General features: G+C 69.6%; 14 protein-coding genes. 10 read left to right on the plus strand and 4 right to left on the minus strand.

Features of this window, described 5'->3' with window-relative positions; all coding sequences use genetic code 11:
* Nucleotides 1-122: 122 nt before the first annotated feature.
* Together AB0L97_RS08865 and AB0L97_RS08870 are read left to right on the plus strand one after the other, a co-directional pair.
* Entirely contained in the window at nucleotides 123-905 is a 783-nt protein-coding gene (locus tag AB0L97_RS08865) for a sigma 54 modulation/S30EA ribosomal C-terminal domain-containing protein (protein WP_364426686.1), read from the plus strand.
* A 121-nt stretch (nucleotides 906-1,026) separates the two neighbouring features.
* Nucleotides 1,027-2,004, plus strand: a complete 978-nt coding sequence (locus AB0L97_RS08870) for an acyl-ACP desaturase (protein ID WP_364426689.1) — start codon at nucleotides 1,027-1,029, stop codon at nucleotides 2,002-2,004.
* Between the two features lie 35 nt (nucleotides 2,005-2,039).
* On the opposite strand, the gene AB0L97_RS08875 is transcribed toward AB0L97_RS08870, so the two are convergent.
* From AB0L97_RS08875 to AB0L97_RS08890, 4 genes are all read right to left on the minus strand, one after another.
* A complete protein-coding gene (locus AB0L97_RS08875) occupies nucleotides 2,040-2,936 on the minus strand; it encodes a glycosyltransferase (RefSeq protein WP_364426692.1) in 897 nt (298 codons plus the stop codon).
* Nucleotides 2,937-2,939: 3 nt separating this feature from the next.
* The gene (locus AB0L97_RS08880) at nucleotides 2,940-3,824 is read right to left on the minus strand and encodes a glycosyltransferase family 2 protein (RefSeq protein WP_364426695.1); all 885 of its coding nucleotides are present in this window, start codon (nucleotides 3,822-3,824) and stop codon (nucleotides 2,940-2,942) included.
* The gene (locus tag AB0L97_RS08885; protein WP_355074192.1) at nucleotides 3,821-4,708 is read right to left on the minus strand and encodes a polysaccharide pyruvyl transferase family protein; all 888 of its coding nucleotides are present in this window, start codon (nucleotides 4,706-4,708) and stop codon (nucleotides 3,821-3,823) included. Before AB0L97_RS08885 ends, AB0L97_RS08880 begins: the two co-directional genes overlap by 4 nt.
* An 89-nt stretch (nucleotides 4,709-4,797) precedes the next feature.
* The gene (locus AB0L97_RS08890; RefSeq protein ID WP_364426699.1) at nucleotides 4,798-6,189 is read right to left on the minus strand and encodes an aldehyde dehydrogenase family protein; all 1,392 of its coding nucleotides are present in this window, start codon (nucleotides 6,187-6,189) and stop codon (nucleotides 4,798-4,800) included.
* Nucleotides 6,190-6,348: 159 nt separating this feature from the next.
* Here AB0L97_RS08890 and AB0L97_RS08895 point away from each other — a divergent pair, with 159 nt between their 5' ends.
* From AB0L97_RS08895 to AB0L97_RS08930, 8 genes are all read left to right on the plus strand, one after another.
* Nucleotides 6,349-7,326: a glycosyltransferase family 1 protein gene (locus AB0L97_RS08895; protein WP_364426702.1), complete on the plus strand. Its 978-nt coding sequence runs from the start codon at nucleotides 6,349-6,351 to the stop codon at nucleotides 7,324-7,326.
* 31 nt (nucleotides 7,327-7,357) lie between these two features.
* A complete protein-coding gene (locus tag AB0L97_RS08900) occupies nucleotides 7,358-8,665 on the plus strand; it encodes a glycosyltransferase (protein WP_364426705.1) in 1,308 nt (435 codons plus the stop codon).
* An 8-nt stretch (nucleotides 8,666-8,673) separates the two neighbouring features.
* The gene (locus AB0L97_RS08905) at nucleotides 8,674-9,645 is read left to right on the plus strand and encodes an NAD-dependent epimerase/dehydratase family protein (protein ID WP_364426708.1); all 972 of its coding nucleotides are present in this window, start codon (nucleotides 8,674-8,676) and stop codon (nucleotides 9,643-9,645) included.
* A 120-nt stretch (nucleotides 9,646-9,765) separates the two neighbouring features.
* Nucleotides 9,766-11,388 carry a carbamoyltransferase C-terminal domain-containing protein gene (locus tag AB0L97_RS08910; protein ID WP_355074199.1) on the plus strand — a complete coding sequence of 541 codons (1,623 nt, stop codon included), beginning with the start codon at nucleotides 9,766-9,768 and terminating at the stop codon, nucleotides 11,386-11,388.
* Entirely contained in the window at nucleotides 11,385-12,884 is a 1,500-nt protein-coding gene (locus tag AB0L97_RS08915) for an HAD-IIIA family hydrolase (RefSeq protein ID WP_364426713.1), read from the plus strand. Before AB0L97_RS08910 ends, AB0L97_RS08915 begins: the two co-directional genes overlap by 4 nt.
* Nucleotides 12,881-13,924, plus strand: a complete 1,044-nt coding sequence (locus AB0L97_RS08920; RefSeq protein WP_364426716.1) for a glycosyltransferase family 9 protein — start codon at nucleotides 12,881-12,883, stop codon at nucleotides 13,922-13,924. The genes AB0L97_RS08915 and AB0L97_RS08920 overlap by 4 nt, the downstream gene beginning before the upstream one ends.
* Entirely contained in the window at nucleotides 13,921-14,484 is a 564-nt protein-coding gene (locus tag AB0L97_RS08925; protein ID WP_364426719.1) for an SIS domain-containing protein, read from the plus strand. Before AB0L97_RS08920 ends, AB0L97_RS08925 begins: the two co-directional genes overlap by 4 nt.
* Nucleotides 14,481-15,863 (plus strand): PfkB family carbohydrate kinase, encoded by a 1,383-nt coding sequence (locus AB0L97_RS08930; RefSeq protein ID WP_364426722.1) that lies wholly within the window; start codon nucleotides 14,481-14,483, stop codon nucleotides 15,861-15,863. Before AB0L97_RS08925 ends, AB0L97_RS08930 begins: the two co-directional genes overlap by 4 nt.
* The last annotated feature ends 18 nt before the right edge of the window (nucleotides 15,864-15,881 follow it).

Raw genomic sequence — 15,881 nt, forward strand, 5'->3', positions numbered from 1 at the left:
CGAGGGACTTCACGATGCTGAAAGTAATCGGCGTAGCGGACTTTCGGCCCTACGGGCACGACCCACGCTGCGGGCACAGTCTTGCCAGGTGAGTCGGTGGGGCGAGAGCAGTGGAGGATGGGATGTCGCTGGTGTCGGAGGTGTGGTCGTCGACGTCGTTCCCGGAAGTCGCCGTGTTCGCCACCGGCCGGGTACCGGCCCTCGAGCGGGAACGCTTCGCCGGTACGGTCGGCCGCCTGCTGCGGCGATTCCCTGTCGCGGGCGCCGCCCGCCTGCGGATCACGGCCCCGGACAGCGACGACGGCCCGATGGTCATCCAGGTGAATCTGTCCGTCGGTGACACCTGCGCGCGAATCCAGACGTTGGCACATCGTCGTGGTGACGCGTTGCCGACGGTGATCCGGTTGCAACGGCAGATCAAGGCGTTGCAGAAGCCGTGGGAGCCGCGGCCGTGGCCGGATCCGGACCGTCGGCCGCTGGACGCACCCGGCCCGGGAGAACTGGTCCGCCGCAAGGCGGTTGCGCTGACAACGGGCTCGCTGCCCGCGGCGACGGCGCTCTTGGACGCGATGGATTACGACGCGCATCTGTTCACCGATGCCGAGACCGGGGAGGACGCCGTCATCTACCGCGCCGGACCGTTCGGGCTGCGGATGGCGCGCCAGCACAGTGTCCATACGCCACACTCGATCGTCGGCAGTTCGGGACTGTTCACCATCAACCCCCGACCGGCACCGGCGCTCACCGAAACACGAGCAGTGGAACGCGTATGCGAATACGGATTGCCGTTCCTGTTCTACACCGACCCACCGTCGGGACGCGGCCGTCTGATGTATCGCCGCTACGACGGCGGCCTGACGCTCGTCGCACCCCGCACCGGCGCCATCGACACGGCGACCGCCTGAAAGTCGTCACTTCCCCGGCGTTATCCGTCCGGCCTCGGTCGTCGCTGATCGCGACCGGGCCGGGCCGCGACCGATCATCTCTCCCTTCCGTAGCAATGCGCAAAGAAAGGCGGACACGACGTTGGCGCGTGATCTGACACAGCTGGAGATCCTCACCGAGCTCGAACCTTTCGCGGGTGCCGCGTTGAACCGGCACCTGTCCATGGTCAAGGAGTGGCATCCCCACGACTACGTGCCCTGGGACGAAGGACGCAACTTCGCGATGCTCGGCGGGATCGATTGGGAGCCAAGGCAATCACGGCTCTCCGAGGTGGCGAAGGCGGCCTTGATCACGAATCTGCTCACCGAGGACAACCTTCCGTCCTATCACCGCGAGATCAGTGCCAGCTTTTCCCGAGACGGCGCGTGGGGGTCGTGGGTGGGACGATGGACCGCCGAGGAGGCCCGCCACAGCATCGCCCTGCGTGACTACCTGGTCGTCACACGGGGCGTCGACCCGGTCGCGTTGGAGAACGACCGTATGGCGCACATGTCCACCGGCTTCGGCGCGCCGGTGGAGCGAGCGGACACCGACTTCGACGGCGGGTTCCTGTACTCGGTGGCGTACGTGTCCTTCCAGGAGTTGGCCACCCGCATCAGCCACCGCAACACGGCGGCGGTCTGTGACGACCCCGTCGCCGACCGCATGCTGCAACGCATCGCCGCCGACGAGAACCTGCACATGATCTTCTACCGCGGCATGTGCGGCGCCGCCTTGGATCTGGTGCCCGATCAGGCCATCGAAGCGATCGACCTGATCGTGCGCAACTTCCGGATGCCGGGCACCGGCATGCCCAACTTCCGGCGCAACGGCGTCCTCATGGCCAAACACGGCATCTACGATCTGCGCCAGCACCTGGAAGAAGTGCTCCAACCCGTCATCCGGCAGTGGAACATCCTCGACCGCGACGACTTCGGGCCACGCGGCGAGCAAGCCCGCGAACGACTCGCCGCCTTCTTGGACGACCTCACGGAAGTGCGCATTCCCCGGTTCGAGGAACAACGCGACCGTGCCTTCGCCCGGGAAGCACGCCGGGGTGTCGGCGCCGCTGCGGGATAGTACGCCCGGGTAGGTCCTCCCCGCCGAGACGACCGTCAGCCCACATAGCGACGCGCGGGGGAACGGCGCTGCGATTCTTCCAGCAGCACGAGGCCCGCCTCCACTGGCGGAGGCAGGACTTTTCGTTCGCGCAGCACCCACGGCATCCCACGCAGTGTGTCCAGGACGGCCGCGGCGGTCGTCAGGTCGGCCGGAGCCGATCCGAGTACGACGGCGGTCCGCCGGGCGGCGCTGCGGGCCGGGCGGCGCAACCACAGCGTCCACAACGTGTTCCGGATGCCGAGCCTGCGACGGTGCGTCGGATCACGGGTGGTGGACGGCTCGTGGTGGATCAGGATGTCCTCCATCCAGCACATCCACCAGCCGTGCGCCGCGAGGTCGAGGGCGAGCAGTTCCTCTTCGCCCGCGAACCACAGACGCCGGGAGAAGCCGCCGACCTCCCGGAACGCGCTGACCCGGAAGGCGGACAGCGCGGCCATCACGCCGAGCAGAGCGGGGCCGGGCAGCCAGTCGGGCCCGACGACCGGTGAGTCGCGCAGTTCCGGCGTGATCGGGTCTTCTCGGAGATCGGGTGCGACCAGGCATCGTCCGGTCACCGAGCCGAGGCCGGGGTATCGGTCGAGCACATCGGCGGCGCGGGTCAAGGCGCCCGGCTGCCATCGGGTGTCGTCGTCGCAGAACGCGACATACGGCGTTGCCGTCCGCTCGACCGCGATATTCCTGGCCATCGCGCCGAGGTTCTCCGCCGAGCGGATGAGTATTACCGAGGGGAACGCCGCGGCGACCGCGTCGGCGGTGCCGTCCGTGGACCCGTTGTCGACGAGGATGATCGGCGCCGCATCGGGCAGCGTGGTCATGTGCGCCAGGGTGCGCAGCAATTGTTCGCGCCGGTTGCGGGTCATGATGACGACCGTCATTCGTTCCGTGACCATCCGTCACTTCCTTCCATGGGCGAGTTCCAGCGTCCTGGCACGGCGCTCGACCTCCGGCGGCAGCGTGCGCCGCTGCGCCAGCGCCCTCGGCAGGCGGCGAACGACCCCCGCGAACGCCAGCAACATTCGGGGGTCCCGCGCCGCTCGGCGCAACAGGCCCGCGGACTCGGCAGCGGACCGCCGCAACGGCCGCCGCATCCAAGCGATCAACGCGTTGTTGCGCTGTTCGGTCCGTCTGCGCCACGCGTGCGGCGGTCGCCGCGCCGAGGGGTGGTGATGGGCGCGCACTCGCGCCACGTAACAGAGATCCCAGCCGCACGCCGCCATATCGAGTGACAGCAGGCGTTCCTCGGCGCCGAAATGCAACAGCGGGCTGAACCCGGCGGCCTGCAGATACGCCTCTCTCCGGACGATCGCCGCGCAGGCGAGGAAGCCGAGAACCAACGGGCCCGGCAGACCGGGGGGATGCCCGAGCGGGCTGCTCGCCATCAGTTCGTTGACGGGATCGTCACGGTTGTCGGCGCCGACAAGCGTGCGTCCGGCGATCAGGCCGAGTCGCGGATGGGCATCAAGCACCCGCTCGGCTTCGCGCAGCGCGTCCTCGGCCCACCACGAGTCGTCGTCGCTGAACGCGACGTAGGGCGTGCGGGCCAGTGCGACGCCGAGGTTGCGCGCCGCCGCGCCGAGATTGCGGGGCAGCCGGACGACGCGCACATCCGGGAATGCCTCCGCCGCGCCGACCGTGCCGTCGACCGAAGCGTTGTCCAGTACCACGATCGCGGGAGCCGGGCGCAGTGCGCGCAATTCGGTCAAGGTGCGGGCCAGTTCGGCCGCGCGGTTGCGGGTGGCGATGACGACGGTGGTCTTCGCCACCGTCGGCGCGCTCACGCAGGCCGTCCCGCGAGCAGTTCGTCGAGCAGGTCGCTGGTCAAGGCGTCGGCCGAGGGGAACTCCCGCCGCCGCGCGCGTTCGCGCCCCGCCGGTGCCAGGCACCAGCGCCACCACGGGTCGAACGCGCCCGCGTCGGCGGTCTGCTCGGCGGACACCAGCGCAGGCCAGTCCAGCGCCCTCGCCTGCGCGGTGACCTTCCCTCCGCCCGCGATGGGATCCACCGCGAGGACCGGGATCCCGGCTCGCAGGCCCAGCACCAAGCCGTGCAGTCGAGTGGTGATCACCGCGTCCAGGCGAGCGAACACCGACGCGAGCTGGTCGGGTGTGCGGCACAGGCGCCAATCGTCGGACGTCAATCTGGTGTCGAGCGGTAGTCGCGCGCAGTCGAGTTCGCGCAGCCACCGCAGCAACGCGCGATGCACCGACCGGTGCCGCCTGGCCACGCCGTACTCGGCCTGGCCAGGGGCGAAGACGACTCCCACAACGGGGACGCTCACCGTGGACGCCCCGACCGCCATGTCCGGTCGCGCGATGGACGGACCGTCGCGCGGCAAGATGCGGTGGAACCCGGTGACCGCGGCATCGGCCGGATCGAGGATGGAGACGCCCACCGCGATGCGTCGGCAGTTGGCGTACCGTTCGTGCAGGAACCGGACCTGTTCACCGTGCGCGGGCCCGCACACGAACACCAGGTGCGAATATCGCCCGGAGTCCGCGTCGTCCAGATTCATCCCGTCGGAACGAAACCCCGGGCTCCACGCCGTGTCGTGGGGTATCGCGGCGGAGACCAGCGCGTCACACACTCGGCTCATGCTCAACACGTCCCCGGCCGTCGCTTCCCCGTGCAGGAAGCTGGGCCACCCGGTGACAAGTACCCGCATGTCTCTGCCCATACCCGCTGCGTTCCAGGTCAATCAGCCGCGACGGCGACCTGTCCGCTCGGTGACCGCGAAGACCGGGGTGCGGCGTCCTAGCTCGGGGCCGGGCGCACGTGCACGACCTTCGTCTGGGTCATCTCGTCCAGCAATTCCGGCCCGTAACCGAAACCGGACCCGCTGGCCCGCCGCGGGTGCGCCGCTCCCCCGGGCGCCCCGCCGAACACCGAGTTGATCTTCACCGTCCCCACCGGCAGTTCCCGCCAAGCGTGCTGCGCGTTGGCCATAGACGGCGTGAGCACGGTGGCCGCGAGCCCGTAGTCGTCGGTCGCGGCCTCGGCGATGCCCTGCTCGAACGTATCCACCACCCGTACCGGCGCGATCGGACCGAAGGTCTCCTCCCGCATGATCCGCATGGCCGGATCGCACTGTGCCAGTACGGTGGCCGGATAGTGCGCACCGGCGCCGTCCGGCAGCACACCGCCCGTCAGCAGTTCGGCGCCGCGCTCCACCGCGTCGCGGACGTGCGCGTGGACCTGCTCGCGATGATGACGGTCGACCAGCGGCGCCGGGTTCCAGGACTCGGCTTCGGCCACCAGCGCCGCCAGGAAGGCCTCCGCGACGTCCCCGTGCACGAAGATCCGCTCGACGGACACGCAGATCTGGCCGGAGTTCGCGAACGCGCCGAGCGCCGCCTGCCCGGCCGCCCAGACGGGATCCACACCGGCGTCGACGACGAGCGCGTCGTTGCCACCGTTCTCCAGCAGTGCCTTCGCACCGGTGTCGGCGACGCTGCGCGCGATCGACCGTCCCGTGGCGGTGCTGCCGACATGCGCGATGACGTCCACATCGAGACGTGCGGCGAGCAGCGCGCCGACCCGGCCGTCGCCTTGCACCGTCTGCAGAACGCCGCCGGGAAGCGCTCGGGAGAGCAACTCGCCGAGCAGAGCTCCGGTGTGCGGTGCGCGTTCGCTCGGCTTGTACACGACCGTGTTTCCCGTGACCAACGCCGCGCCGAGCAAACCGCAGGACACCGCGACGGGATCGTTCCACGGCGTCAGCGCGACGACGACGCCGCGGGGCTCCCAGACCATGAGGTCGGTCGCCTCGAAAGCTCCTTGCAGACTTCGGCCTCGGTGCAACGGTCCCAGTTCGGCATATTGCTCGAGCGTCGCGGCACCGGCCAGCACCCCCTCCTTGCTCTCCGACCGTGGACGTCCGGTTTCGAGCCGATTGAGTTCGGCCAGTTCATCGGCATGCTCGCGGAGCAGAGCAGCACCGGCGCGGACCGCGACGGCCCGCTCAGCCGCCGTTGTTCGCGCCCAGCTGGTTTGCGCGCGATTCGCCAGATCAACCTGCCGATCGATCTCGGCGGTATCCGACATGGGCACCTTGCCGACGGTGGCGCCGCTGGCGGGATCGAAGATCTCGATTGTTTCGGTCGCGCGTAGTTCAGTGGCCGACGGGGCAGCATGGGGTGCGCTCATATCGCGGCCATTGCCTGGCATCCATGGTTCAAACCGGTCGCGCGTCGGCCGCATCGGTACCGCCGCGCGGCAGTCCCAGGACACCGACATAGCCACAAGTTTGCTGTCGGGCCGCGCCGACCAGGTTTGATCCGGCGGCAATAGGCAAGAGCTACCGGCATGGCCGGAAAGATCGAGCGGCTCACGGTGCTGCTGTGGCACGTGCACGGCTCGTGGACGACGTCGTTCGTCCGAGGGCGGCACCGTTATCTGCTGCCCGTGGTGGAAGGCGGCGGGCCGTGGGGCCGTGGACGGTGCGGCCGCGACTGGCCGTCCGCCGCGGAGGTGCCCGCTGACCACTTGCGCGAAACCGAGCCGGACGTGGTCGTGCTCCAGCGCCCGGAGGAAATCGAGCTCACCGAACGATGGCTCGGTCGTCGTCCCGGGGCCGATATTCCCGCGGTCTTCGTCGAGCACAACGCGCCGCGGCCCAGCGCTGCCACCAGCAGGCATCCGCTGGCGGATCGCGCCGACATCCCGCTCGTGCACGTCACGCATTTCAACGACTTGATGTGGGACAGCGGACGCGCGCCCACCCGGGTGGTGCCGCACGGAATCGTCGACCCCGGCGCGCGCTACACCGGTGAACTGTCTCATGGCGTGGCGCTGATCAACGAGCCGATGCGGCGCGGAAGGATCACCGGGAGTGATCTCCTGCCCGACTTCGCGATGGCGGGACCGATCGATGTGTACGGGATCGGAGCCGGCGACTACACGGCGAACAGGTCCACCGGGCACCCGATCCGCGGCATCGGCGACTTGCGGCAGTCGGCATTGCATCCGGACATGGCGCGCAGAAGGGTGTACCTGCACACCGCGCGCTGGACCTCGCTCGGATTGTCCCTTCTCGAAGCCATGCACCTGGCCATGCCGGTGGTAGCCCTCGCCACCACCGAGGCCGTCATGGCGGTGCCCCCCGAAGCCGGCGCCGTCTCCACCGATGTCGCGGTGCTCACCGCGAAGTTCCACGAGTTTCTCCACGAACCCGATCTCGCGGCGCTGGCGGGCAAGTCGGGACGGCAGTTCGCGCTCGAGCACTACGGCCTCGAGGTCTTCCTGCGCCGGTGGGATGCCCTGCTCGCCGAGGTCGCCGAATGAAGGCAGTGTCCCGGAGAGAGAAGGCGGAATCATGAAGATCGCGATGGTGTCCGAACACGCCAGTCCGCTCGCGGTGCTGGGCGGCGTCGATGCCGGTGGGCAGAACGTTCATGTCGCCGAGCTGTCCGCTGCCCTGTGCAGGCAGGGGCACGAGGTCACCGTCTACACGCGCCGCGAGGAGGCCGACGCGCCCGACATGGTTACCGCCGAACAGGGTTACCGCGTCGTCCACGTCCCGGCCGGTCCCGCTCGTCCGCTGCCGAAGGACGAATTGCTGCCGCACATGGTCGAATTCGGCATTTTCCTGCGTGAGCACTGGCGCGACCTGCGGCCGGATGTCGTGCACGCGCATTTCTGGATGTCCGGACTCGCCGCCCTGTCGGGGGCACGCCCCACCGACATTCCGGTCGTACAGACCTTTCACGCGCTGGGCGTGGTGAAGCGCCGCCACCAAGGTGCGAACGACACCAGTCCGGCCGACCGGACACGCCTCGAACGGCTGATCGCCGGACAAACCGACCGGATCATCGCCACCTGCACCGACGAGGTGTTCGAACTGGCCAGGCTTGGCGTCCCCCGGTCCAAGACTTCGGTGATCCCGTGCGGCGTGGACCTCGAACAGTTCGCACCCGAAGGACCGAAAGAGCCGAAGTCGGCCGAGTACCGGATGATCAGCGTCGGCAGGTTGGTGCCCCGCAAAGGTTTCGACACCGCGATCACCGCGCTCACCGGACTGCGGAACGCCGAGTTGGTCTTGGTCGGCGGCCCGGACGATGCCGAGCTCGCCGACGACCCGGAGGGCAGGCGGCTGCTGGCCCTGGCGGACGAACTCGGCGTACGAGAACGGCTGCGCATGCTGGGCCGGGTGCCGAGGACCCGGATAGCTCCGCTCCTGAGATCGGCAGACGTGGCCGTGTGCACGCCGTGGTACGAGCCCTTCGGGATGACGCCACTCGAAGCGATGGCGTGCGGCGTTCCCGTGGTGGCCACCGCGGTCGGCGGCCTCATCGATACCGTCGTCGACGGTGTGACCGGCAGGCTGGTTCCACCGCGGGAGCCCGCGGAACTGGCCGACGCGGTCGGCGAGCTGCTGACCACACCAGGGGTCCGGGAGCGCTACGGCCGCGCCGGGCGCGAGCGTGTCGAGTCGCGCTATTCATGGGATCGGATCGCCACCGAAACCCTCCACGCGTACCGCCGGGTGACCCCACGCGCGGGCGCGCGCAACGGACATGGGCCCACCGACAGCCGTTCGCTCGACGGCACCAGCGACAGCGGCAAGCTTGCTCCCGAGTCACCGTCGACAGATCGTGGTCTTCGCGCGAGCGGCCGCGGGTAGGCCACAGCATGTCCGAACCCTGCGAACGCGCGTTGGTCACCGGCGGATGCGGTTTCGTCGGATCACACCTCTGTGAGCAGTTGCTCGACGCGGGCACCGTCGTGGTCGCGCTCGACAACTTCGCCACGTCCACACCGGACAACGTCGCCCGGCTGCTGGCCCGTCCCGGATTCGACCTCATCCAGCACGACGTCACCGAGCCGCTGCCGACGATGGGCTTCTTCGATGTCGTCTTCCACCTCGCGTCGGCCGCGTCGCCACCGGACTACCTGCGACTGCCGATCGAGACACTACGAGCCGGCTCCCTCGGCACCGCCAACGCCCTCGATTCGGCCGAGCGGCATCGATCTCGTTTCGTGCTCGCATCGACCAGCGAGGTCTACGGCGACCCGGGTGTCCACCCGCAACCCGAGCATTACTGGGGTCACGTGAATCCGGTCGGGCCGCGCAGCGTCTATGACGAGGCGAAGCGGTATGCCGAGGCTTTCACGATGGCATTTCGCCGGGAGCGTGGCGCGAACACCGGGATCGCCCGGATCTTCAACACCTACGGTCCCCGCATGCGTACCGACGACGGCCGGATGGTGCCCACCTTCATCGCACAGGCGTTGGCGGACGCACCGCTCACCATCGCGGGAACCGGCGAGCAGACCCGCTCGCTGTGTTATGTCGAAGACACGGTGCGCGGCCTGCTCGCGTTGGCGTCGACCGACCATCCGGGGCCGGTCAACATCGGTAATCCGCACGAGATATCCGTCCGCGGCCTCGCCGAGGAGATCCGAGCGGCAACCGGCAGCCGTTCCATCGTGACGTATGTCGACAGCGCGATCGATGATCCGAAACGGCGCTGCCCGGACATCTCGCTGGCCCGGCGCGAATTGGGCTGGTGGCCGTTGATCGGCAGGAAGGAAGGACTGCGCCGCACGATCGATTGGTTCGCCGGGCGCACGGCCGAGTCGGCCGAAGAGTCCGTGCGCTGAGCGGCGCCCGACGGCGGATCGGTTTAGTCGCGACTTCACCGGGTAGCGCCCCCCTTGTATGCCAGCGGGCGAACCGGGTCCCGCGCGTCTCGAACCGCGTCTCGAACAGAAAGGCGGCCCGTGCGCATTCTCGGAATCAACGCGGTATTTCATGATCCTGCTGCGGCTCTGATCGTGGACGGCGAAATCGTCGCGGCCGCCGAGGAAGAGCGGTTCACCCGCCGCAAGCACGGCAAGCGCCCGGTGCCCTTCTCCGCATGGGAACTGCCCGAACAAGCCGCCGCATGGTGTCTGGAGCGAGCGGGATTACGCCCCGACCAGCTCGACGCGGTGGGCTACTCCTACGACCCGGCACTGGTCGATCATTCGCTCGGCGGTCTCGATCGGAAAAGCGAGGCGACCAGAACGGACTACGCGTTCCGAGCGCCCGCTTTCCTCGCGGCCGCGTTGCCCGGCCTCGATCCCACCATCGTGCGTTTCGTGCGACATCACCTGGCGCACGCCGCGTCCGCGGCCCTCGCGGCCCCGTCCGGCGACTCGGCGGTGCTGGTGGCCGACGGACGCGGCGAGAGCCAGTCCTATCTCGCCGGGGAATATCGAGACGGCAAGTTCGTGGAGCTGGCGGCACAGCGGCTGCCGCACTCGCTCGGATTGATGTACGAGGACCTCACCGAGCATCTGGGCTTCACCCGGTCCAGCGACGAGTACAAGGTCATGGCACTGGCCTCCTACGGCACCCCCCGCTTCCTCGATCGGTTCCGCCAACTCGTGTATTCCACCCGGGACGGTGGTTTCCGTACCGAGGCCGTGAACTGGTCGGACTTCGCCCCCACGGTCATCGGCGGTGAGTTCGGCCGAGACCACGCCGACCTCGCCGCCAGCGTCCAACGACGACTCGAGGACGTGTTGCTCGAGTTGACCTCTTGGCTGCATCGCCAGACCCGGCAGCGAACCCTCACGCTGGCCGGCGGCATCGCGCTGAACTGCGTGGCCAACAGCCGTCTGCACGCCGAAGGCCCCTACGAGCGGATCTGGGTCCAGCCTGCCGCGGGCGACGCGGGCACCGCACTGGGCGCCGCGCTGCAATTGGCGGCCGAGTTCGGGGAGCGGGTCACCCCGATGCGGGGCGCCGACCTCGGCCGCGAATGGACGGACGCCGAGCTGGAAACCGTGCTCCGCACGGCCAAGGTCCGGTACACGAAATCCAACGACATCGCGGCGGACGTGGCGCAAGCGCTCGCGGAAGACCAGGTGGTGGCCTGGTTCCAGGGCCGGTCCGAATTCGGCCCGCGCGCACTCGGCCACCGTTCGCTGCTCGCTCACCCCGGCCGGTCGGCGAATCTCGAACGCCTCAACGATGTGAAGGGGCGCGAACAGTTCCGGCCGCTGGCACCGATGGTGCTCGCCGACCGGGCGTCCGAGATCTTCGGACGCGGGCCGCTGCCGAGCCCGTACATGCTGTTCGTGCACGACGTCGCGCCGGAGTGGCGAGAGCGGATTCCCGCCGCGACACATGTCGACGGCACCGCGCGGGTGCAGACCGTAGATCCCGCCGACAAGCCGGTTTTGGCACGCATGCTGGCGGAGTTCGAGCGGCACACGGGTCTGCCGGTGGTGATCAACACCAGCCTGAACACGGCGGGCAGGCCGATGGTCGATTCACCGCGCGACGCCCTCGAATGCTTCGGTTCGGCACCCATCGATCTGCTCGCCATCGGCTCATTCGTGGTCCGTCGCCCATGAACGGCCCGACCGTGGACTACAGCATCGTGATCCCGACCATGGGCCGGGAAAGTCTTCGCGCGCTGCTCGAGTCGCTGGACACGGCGTCGGGACCGAAACCACGGGAGATCATCGTGGTGGACGATCGGCCCCGAGCCGGGGACCTACCGTTGCCCGCGACGGTGTCTTCGGTTCAGGTCATCCGCTCGGGCGGACGCGGACCCGCCGCGGCCAGGAACGCCGGGTGGCGGCATGCCGAAGGAACCTGGATCGCTTTCCTCGATGACGATGTCCTCACCGCGCCGGATTGGCCCGCCCGCTTGGCCGAGGACCTGCGTGATCTCGACGACAACGCGGCGGCTTCCACGGCCCGCATCGAGGTTCCACTGCCGAAGCACCGCAGGCCGACCGACGCCGAACGCGGGATCGCACGGCTGGCCACGGCGCGGTGGATCACGGCGGACATGGCCTATCGCCGGTCCGCGCTGATCGCGGTGGGTGGCTTCGACGAACGGTTCCCGCGGGCGTTCCGCGAGGACGCCGATCTGGCACTCCGGGTCTGCCTCGCGGGTTACGTCATCGCGGCCGGACAACGCGTCACTCGCCACCCGCTTCGCGAATCGGGACCGATGGCCAGTGTCCGAGCACAACGCGGGAACGCCGACAACGCCCTATTGCGGCGGAAATACGGCGCTCGATGGCGGCAGCGGATCGGCGAAGAGGCCGGACTTCTCCGCCGCCACGCGTTCACTACGGCCGCGGGCGCGGTGGCCGTGGCGCTCGGCGTCGCGGGCCGCAAACTGCCCGCCCTCGTTTTCGCGGCCATCTGGACGGCGCTGACCGGTGCATTCGCAGCGCGCCGGATCGCACCCGGACCCCGAACACCCGGCGAGATCGGCCGGATGACGCTGAGCAGCGCGCTGATTCCACCGGCCGCGTGCTGGCACCGACTGCGCGGCGAGCTGCGTCACCGGAACGCGACCCACGCCTCGCCGCTGGCGTTGCTGTTCGACCGCGACGACACCCTCATCATCGATGTCCCCTACCTCGCCGACCCCACCGAGGTCCAGCCGGTGCCAGGAGCCGCCGACGCGCTGCGGAAAGTGCGCGCGGCGGGCATCCAGCTCGGCATCGTGAGCAACCAGTCCGGCGTAGCGCGAGGATTGATCAGCCCCGAACAGCTCGCCGCGGTGAACGCCCGAGTCGAGGATCTGCTCGGACCGTTCGCGACCTGGCAGGTGTGCGTGCACGGCGAAGGCGGCGGCTGCGGGTGCCGCAAACCGGAGCCGGGCCTGATCCGGCAGGCCGCCGCGGATCTCGGCATCGACATCGGCAGGTGTGTGGTCATCGGCGACACCGGCGCCGACGTCGCCGCCGCGCAGTCCGCGGGCGCACGCGCGATCCTGGTGCCGACGGCGAGAACCCTCCCCTGCGAGGTGCACCGCGCGCGTCGCGAAGCGACCGTGGCGCGGGATCTGACCGAGGCCGTCCGGCTGGCGATGGCGGGTGTGCCGTGACCGGCCGGGCGCTGGTGGCCCGCATGGACAATTTCGGCGATGTGCTGCTGGCGGGGCCGTGCGTCCGAGCGGTGGCCGCGCAGGTCGATTCGGTGACGCTGCTGGCCGGGCCGCGCGGCCGAGCCGCCGCGGATCTTCTGCCGGGTGTGGAGCAGGTCGTGACGTGGCGCGCGCCGTGGATCGATCTGGAGCCACCCGCGGTCACGTCGGCGGGCATCGATGCCTTTGTCGAGCGGATACGCGCGCTCGAGGTGGATCTCGCGTTGATCCTCACGTCCTTCCACCAGTCGCCGCTGCCGCTGGCGCTGCTGCTTCGGATGGCCGGTATTCCCTGGATCGGCGCGATCTCGGAGGACTACCCCGGTTCGTTGCTGGATCTGCGCCATCGCGTCGAGGGCGATCCGCCCGAAGCCGAACGGGCGTTGTCGCTCGCCGCGGCGGCCGGCTTCCGGCTGCCGCCCGGCGACGACGGCAAACTCGCTGTCCGGCAGCCGTTGCCGAAGGTCGGCGGGCTCACCGGCGAACCGGGTTACGTGGTCATGCATCCGGCCGCGTCGGTACCGGCGCGGCAGCCGTCGTCGTCCCGTTCCGCGGCCATCGTCGCCGCACTGACCAGCGCCGGTCACCGGGTGATCGTGACCGGCGCTCCCGCCGACCGGCCGCTCACCGGCGCCGTCGCGGGCAGACACGGCATCGACCTCGGTGGAGCCACGACCCTGCCCGAACTCGCCGCCGTGCTCCGCGACGCGAGCGTCGTGGTGGCGCCCAACACCGGCCCGGCGCATCTCGCCGCGGCCGTCGGGACACCCGTGGTCTCGCTGTTCGCACCGGTCGTGCCCGCCGAGCGGTGGGCCCCCTACGGCGTGCCGGTGGCCATGCTCGGTGACCAACGCGCGCCGTGCCGCGGCAGCAGAGCCCGGGTCTGCCCGGTGGCGGGGCATCCGTGCCTCGACTCGATCACCCCCGAGCAGGTCGTCACGGTGGCGGAAGAACTCGGTGCGGGCAGCCTCACGCGCCTGCGGACAGGAGGTGCGGGGTGATCGAAGACCATTTCGCTGCTTTGCACGCGGCGCTGGACCGCACCAGTTGCTTCGCACCCGATATCCGCAGATGGGGCAGGCAACTCGCGGTCGTGCTCGCCAACGGTGGACGGTTGCTCGCCTGCGGTAACGGCGGCAGCGCCGCGGAAGCCCAGCACCTGACCGGTGAGCTGGTCGGCCGCTTCCGCAACGAGCGCGGTCCGTTCTCGGCGATCGCGCTGCACGCCGACACCTCGGCGGGTACCGCGATCATCAACGACTACGGCGAGACCGAACTGTTCGCCCGCCAGGTCCGCGCGCACGGCAGGCCCGACGACATCCTCGTCTTGTTGTCCACCAGCGGCACCAGCCACAACGTGGTTGCCGCGGCGAAAGCGGCGCACGACATCGGCGTCGTCACGTGGGCCATGACCGGGCCTGCGCCCAATCCGCTCGCGGCGCTGTGCGATGACGCCGTCGCCGTGGACGCGCCCACCACGGCCACTGTGCAGGAAGTGCATCTGGTCTTGGTGCACGCTCTGTGCTCGGCGCTCGACGATGCACTGGGGGTACCGACATGAAGCCGTTGGTCGTGGTCGGCGACAGCATTCTGGACGTCGACATCGAAGGCGTCGCGGAGCGGTTGTCGCCCGAAGCGCCCGTGCCCGTCGTGGACGTGGAACGCCAGTGGATACGCCCGGGCGGTGCCGGGCTGGCCGCCGCGCTGGCCGCGCAGTCGGTCGCCGAGGTCTCGCTCATCACGGCGACCGCCGACGACCACGACGGCCGCATCCTCACCCGGCTCCTCGACCAGCACGTTCGAGTCGTTCCGATCGCGCTGCGCGGCAAGACGGTTCGCAAGGCCCGCGTCCGCGCCGCGGGACAGTCGCTGTTGCGAATGGACACCGGCGACGGCACCGCGGACGGCGGCTCGGTGAGCGCCGCGGTTACCAGGACACTGCGGGCGGCCGGGGCGATCCTCGTCGCGGACTACGGCCGGGGTGTCGCCGCGCATCCCCGGATCAGGAGCCTGCTCACCGACCTGGCTCGGTCGGTACCGGTGGTGTGGGATCCGCACCCGCGCGGCCCCGCGCCGACGCCGGGAGCACAACTGGTCTCGCCGAACCTGAAAGAGGCACGCCAGTTCGCGCCGGGATATGTCGAACCCGACGAGTTGGCGAAGGTGCTGCGAGACGAGTGGGCAGCGGATTCCGTCGCGGTTACCACCGGTCCGGGCGGAGCGGTCCTGGCCAATGGGAAACGGCTCACTGTGGTTCCGGTACCTGCCGACGTCCGTCTCGCCGGGCATTCCGGTTCCGACACTTGCGGCGCGGGTGACCGATTCGCCTCGGCCGCGACCGCCGCCCTGTTCGGCGGCTCCACGGTCGCCGACGCGGTGTCGCACGCGGTCGACGCGGCGGCCAGGTTCGTCGCGGCGGGCGGCGCGGCCACGTTGTCCACGTGCGACAGCACGGCCGTGGCCACGGCAGGGCCGACCGACACGAATGAGTCGGCGTTCGAGGTGGCGGCGCGAATCAGGGCGCGTGGCGGCCGACTCGTCGCCACCGGTGGCTGTTTCGATCTGCTGCATCCCGGCCATGTGAGCCTGCTGCGCCAGGCTCGCGCCATGGGTGACGCCTTGGTGGTCTGTCTCAACTCCGATGCGTCGGTGCGGCGCCTGAAAGGGCCGCGCCGGCCGATCGTCACCGCACGTGACCGTGCCCGGCTGCTCGTCGAACTGTCCTCGGTCGACGCCGTCGTCGTGTTCGACGAATCCTCGCCGAGCGCACTGCTGGACCGCCTTCGCCCCGATGTGTGGGTCAAGGGCGGCGACTACTCCGGCGTGGATCTCCCCGAGGCCGCGGTCGTTCGCGGTTACGGCGGCGAGATCGCGCTGATCCCCACTGTTCCCGGTTACTCGACTACACAACTAGTCACCGCGAGCCAGGTCGGCGGCTGACCCGAGAACGTAAGGAGC

The organism is Nocardia sp. NPDC051911 (assembly GCF_040681035.1).
In the GTDB taxonomy this organism is placed as follows: domain Bacteria; phylum Actinomycetota; class Actinomycetes; order Mycobacteriales; family Mycobacteriaceae; genus Nocardia; species Nocardia sichangensis.